4 protein-coding genes are annotated in these 4,923 nt (G+C 63.1%); all 4 read right to left on the reverse strand.

Annotated features, from left to right (window positions below):
- Positions 1–250: 250 nt before the first annotated feature.
- The gene (gene mobA / locus WBF82_RS20590) at positions 251–817 is read right to left on the reverse strand and encodes a molybdenum cofactor guanylyltransferase (protein WP_424384789.1); all 567 of its coding nucleotides are present in this window, start codon (positions 815–817) and stop codon (positions 251–253) included.
- A gap of 67 nt (positions 818–884) precedes the next feature.
- A complete protein-coding gene (locus WBF82_RS20595; protein WP_424384786.1) occupies positions 885–1,964 on the reverse strand; it encodes a 2-oxoacid:ferredoxin oxidoreductase subunit beta in 1,080 nt (359 codons plus the stop codon).
- A complete protein-coding gene (locus WBF82_RS20600) occupies positions 1,964–3,943 on the reverse strand; it encodes a 2-oxoacid:acceptor oxidoreductase subunit alpha (protein WP_424384787.1) in 1,980 nt (659 codons plus the stop codon). Before WBF82_RS20600 ends, WBF82_RS20595 begins: the two co-directional genes overlap by 1 nt.
- 296 nt (positions 3,944–4,239) lie before the next feature.
- A partial coding sequence (locus WBF82_RS20605; protein WP_424384788.1) for an MFS transporter occupies positions 4,240–4,923 on the reverse strand: 684 nt, incomplete at its 5' end.

The following is a 4,923-nucleotide window of genomic DNA, read 5'->3' on the forward strand; positions in this document are numbered from 1 at the left end:
CCGGTAGCCAACAGGTCGAGACTTCAAACATCCGCTGCCCCAACGCAATACGGGCGCAACCCAAAAATTGACTGGAATATCGCTGCCTGCCAATTAGAGCATTAACCGCTCGAATTCACCAAAATTATCTCAGGCAATATTGAACAACGTTTATTGCTATTTTAAATTTTAACGCTCGAGAATTTATCAAATAATTGCCAGAAACCGTTCGCAGAATGACTCTGGACTCGCGAAAACCCGCGTCGGCTCGCTAGCGCCCGGCTCGCAGCAATGTGCGCATGTCGGCCGCGGAGTTGACGTTGGCCAGTGACCGGGACTCGGGGATCACGATTCGCTGCGCATCCACCCGATCGACCAACGAACGCATGTTCCGCTCGCCGGCCGCAATCAGCGCATCGACCTGGGCGGCCAGCTCGGTCCGGTACACCGCAGCCAGATAATGATCGCGGCCATCCCATGGCAACACCACGTCGGCGTCGAGTTCGATGGCGCGCTCTTCGAGCAGGTCGATCAAATCAGCGCTCAGCAACGGCATGTCGGTGGCACAAAGGAAAGCTCGCTTCGCGCCCGCCGCTGCCGCGGCGCGCAATCCGCGACCGGTGGCAAGCAGCGGACCGAGCCCGCGGACATCGTCGCGCACGACGTGGGCCGACAATTCCGGCAGGCGTTGGCCCGGCGCCGCGACGACGAAAACCGGCTGACACCGCTCTCGGACAACGCTGACCACCCGCTCGACCATCGTGATCGGCGCTTCGGAGCCATCCTGGGAGCCAAGAAGTTCGGCGGGAACCGCCATGGTGGCCTTGTCCCGGCCCATTCGTAACGACGCTCCCCCAGCCAGCACCACACCGGCCAACGAAGCCGGCTTAGCCGTGGGAGTCACGTCAGTTCACGGTCCAGGTGTCGCGCCCGTGCAAAAGCGATTGCAACGCGGCACGGTCGGCCGGCTTTGACTCCTGCGCGGCGTGGACCTGTGCCCGGGCCGCGTCGTCGTACGTTGGCTGACTGACCTGGCGGAAGATGCCCATCACGGTGTGCTCGAGGTTCTGTTCGGATAGCCGCGAGAGCGCGAACGCGTAGGCCGAATCGGCGGCATGCGCATCGTGCACGATGATCTCGTCGACGCTTATGTCGGCGGTCTTGGCCACCTCGAGTCCATACCCCGATCGCACGACGCAGTATTCGCCGTTGGCGCCAAAGATGATCGGTTCACCGTGGCGGACGTTGATCACCCGTTCCTCGGCGCCCTCTTTGCGCAGGGCGTCGAAAGACCCGTCGTTGAAAATCGGGCAGTCCTGCAAGATCTCGACTATGGCGGACCCGCGATGCTGGGCTGCGGCACGCAAAACCTCAGACAGTCCGTTGCGGTCGGAGTCCAGCGCCCGCCCGACGAACGTCGCCTCGGCGCCAAGCGCCAGCGACACCGGGTTGAACGGTTGGTCAAGCGATCCCATCGGCGTCGACTTGGTGATCTTGCCGACCTCGGACGTCGGCGAGTACTGCCCCTTGGTCAGACCGTAGATCCGGTTGTTGAAAAGCAGGATGGTGATGTTGACGTTGCGGCGCAACGCGTGGATCAGATGGTTGCCACCGATCGACAGCGCGTCCCCGTCTCCGGTGACGACCCACACTGAGAGGTCCTCACGCGCCAGCGCCAGACCTGTCGCGATCGCCGGGGCGCGGCCGTGGATCGAGTGCAGGCCATAGGTTTCCAGGTAATACGGGAAACGGCTCGAGCATCCGATGCCGCTGACGAAGACGATGTTTTCGCGGCGCAGCCCCAGCTCGGGCAGAAAGTTGCGGATTGTGTTGAGGATGACGTAGTCGCCACAACCGGGGCACCAGCGGACCTCCTGGTCACTGGTGAAGTCCTTGGCCTTCTGCGGCTGGTCGGTCGTCGGCACACCGTAGTTTTTGGTGAGCACGTCCGGCAGCCCGAGATCCACACCGATCACGTCAGTCATTAGCTTTCCGCTCCCGCTCCTACCGTGGCCGCAGCCAATCTCGCGACCATCGTCTTGTCTTGCTCGATTTCGGCCAGTGTCCCGCCCAGCGCGGCGCGGATCACGCGCCCCACCTCGTCGGCCAGGAACGACACGCCTTGCACCTTGCTCACCGATTGCACGTCGACCAGGTACTTGCCACGAAGTAGCAGCGCCAGTTGACCCAGGTTCATCTCCGGCGCAACCACCTGCGGGTAACGCCGCAGGACCTCGCCCAGGTTGGCTGGGAATGGTCGAAGATACCGCAGATGGGCATGCGCGACCTTGATGCCGTTGCGCCGCGCACGCCGGCAAGCTTCGCCGATCGGACCGTAGGAACTGCCCCACCCGATCAGCAGTAGTTCGGCATCGCCGGTCGGATCATCGACTTCCAGATCGGGAACAGATATCCCGTCGATCTTGGCTTGGCGCAACCGCACCATCAGGTCGTGATTGGCCGGGTCGTAGGAGATGTCACCCGAACCGTTGGCGGCTTCCAAGCCCCCGATGCGATGTTCAAGGCCGGGAGTACCCGGCACGGCGAATTGGCGGGCCAGGGTTTCCGGGTCGCGAGCATAGGGCTGGAACGGCTGGTCTGGGTCGGCGAAAACGTGCGTAATGGAAGGCAGCTCGCTGACATCCGGGATTCGCCACGGCTCCGAGCCGTTGGCAATTGCGCCGTCCGACAGCAGGATTACCGGGGTGTGGTACGACACCGCGATGCGTACCGCCTCCAAAGCGGTCTCGAAGCAGTCCGACGGCGACCGCGGCGCCAGCACCGCCACCGGCGATTCGCCGTTGCGGCCGTAGAGCGCCTGAAGCAGGTCGGCCTGCTCGGTCTTGGTCGGAAGGCCGGTCGACGGTCCGCCTCGTTGCACGTCGATGACAAGCAACGGCAGCTCGGTCATCACGGCCAGCCCAAGTGCTTCGGACTTCAGCGACAGGCCGGGACCCGACGTGCTGGTGACCCCGAGCACGCCGCCATAAGAAGCGCCCAGCGCAGCGCAGATCCCGCCGATCTCGTCTTCCGCCTGGAAGGTCAGCACGTTGAAGTTCTTGTGCTTGGAGAGCTCGTGCAGAATGTCCGACGCCGGCGTGATCGGATAGCTGCCGAGGACGACCTGAATGTCGGCCAGCTGACCGGCGGCCACGATGCCGTAAGCCAGCGCCGTGTTGCCGGAAATCTGTCGGTACTCGCCCGCGGGCAACTTGGCCGGCGACACCTCGTAGGTGACAGCGAAGGCCTCGGTGGTTTCTCCGTAGTTCCACCCCGCCTTCAGGGCCAGCACGTTGGCCTCGGCGACGTCTGGCTTGCGGGCGAACTTCTCCCTGATGAATTGCTCGCTGGTTTCGATCGGCCGCCCGTACATCCAGGACAGCAGGCCGAGGGCGAACATGTTCTTGGCACGTTGGCCGTCTTTCTTCGACGCGCCGATGACCTCGACGGCACCCAGCGTCAGCGTGGTCATGGGGACGGCCTCGACCTTGTAGTCGGACAGTTCCCCGGTTTCCAGCGGGTTGTCCTGGTAGCCGACTTTGGCCAGGTTGCGCTTGCTGAACTCGTCGGAGTTGGCGATCACCAGCCCGCCAATGGGCAGATCGGCGATGTTGGCTTTCAGCGCCGCCGGGTTCATTGCGACCAACACGTCCGGCCGGTCACCGGCGGTGAGGATGTCGTAGTCAGCGATTTGGATCTGGAACGACGAAACGCCCGGCAGCGTGCCCTGCGGCGCCCGGATCTCGGCCGGATAGTTCGGTTGGGTCGCCAGGTCATTACCGAAAAGCGCTGCCTCGGAAGTGAACCGATCGCCGGTGAGCTGCATGCCATCGCCGGAGTCTCCGGCGAACCGGATGACGATTTGTTCTAGTTTCTCCCGCTTTTGCGGTTCGGGCAGCGCGGCATTGGCTCGGTGTGAATCTGGGTGAGATTCTGACCTGGCTCCGTTGTCGTTCGGACCCACGTCCCCGCCTTCCATCGCTGTCCACCGCACGGGCACATTGCTGGTACCGGTGCGTACCGCCTTCGGTGATCCCCCGGCTGGGTTTTATGTCACTGGCAGTACCGATTATTGCACTGTTCTTAGGGATTCAGTTACGCCGATGCACACCTTCACGTTACCGCGACTTGACCAAAATACGAGGTCAGACACAAGGGTTCGGCAAAACTTGCGTCAAAGTGTGGTGTTCGTCACTTTTGCTGGCACACGAAGTCTAAGAATCGAAGCTACGCGCCGGTAACATTTGCTAGCGGCTTGTCTCACCCTCGCCTCCCCCATTTGGGGGAGGCGTTGCCGACCGGATTTTGCGGGCCCGTCGCGGCATTAGGCCCGGTTTCGGGCATAGCAACCACATAGAGCGCTAAGCCCACAGCGGCAAGCGCGCCCAGCGAGCTGAAAGCCACGTCGTAGCTGGCGACCACCACAATCCACCCGGCGAGGATGTTCGAAAGCGCCGCGCCGATGCCCCACGCCGTGGTCAGAGCAGCCAGGCTGACGTTGAACCGGCCGGTCCCGTGCGTCAGATCCTGCACGACGAGAGGGAACAGCGCGCCGAAAATCCCGGCCCCGACGCCGTCGAGGATCTGCACGCCGACTAGCCAGTACGAATTGTCGGAAAGCGTGTAAAGAAAGCCGCGAGCCATCAGGACGGCGAAGCCGACCAGAAAGATCGGCTTTCGCCCCCAGCTGTCGGCCTTGGCCCCGGCGACGTAGGCCACCGGAACCATCACAACCTGGGCGGCGACAATGCAAGTGGCCATCAACGCGGTGCCGACGTCGGTGTTCTGCAACGCCAGCTCCTGTCCGACCAGCGGCAGCATCGCGGCGTTGGCGAGGTGAAAGGTGACCATGGCCGCCGCGAAGATCAGCAATCTGCGGTTGTGCAGCAATACGGCGAACCCGGACGGTTGCGGGTGGGCCTCTCCGGGCGCATGGTCCATCCC

The sequence above is a fragment of the Mycobacterium sp. genome, assembly GCF_049673265.1.
Taxonomy (GTDB): Bacteria; Actinomycetota; Actinomycetes; order Mycobacteriales; family Mycobacteriaceae; genus Mycobacterium.

Excerpts from the sequence above, each read along its gene's own strand:
- mobA (WP_424384789.1), bottom strand. The coding sequence starts at position 817 with ATGGGCCGGGACAAGGCCACCATGGCGGTTCCCGCCGAACTTCTTGGC.
- WBF82_RS20595 (WP_424384786.1), bottom strand. The coding sequence starts at position 1,964 with ATGACTGACGTGATCGGTGTGGATCTCGGGCTGCCGGACGTGCTCACC.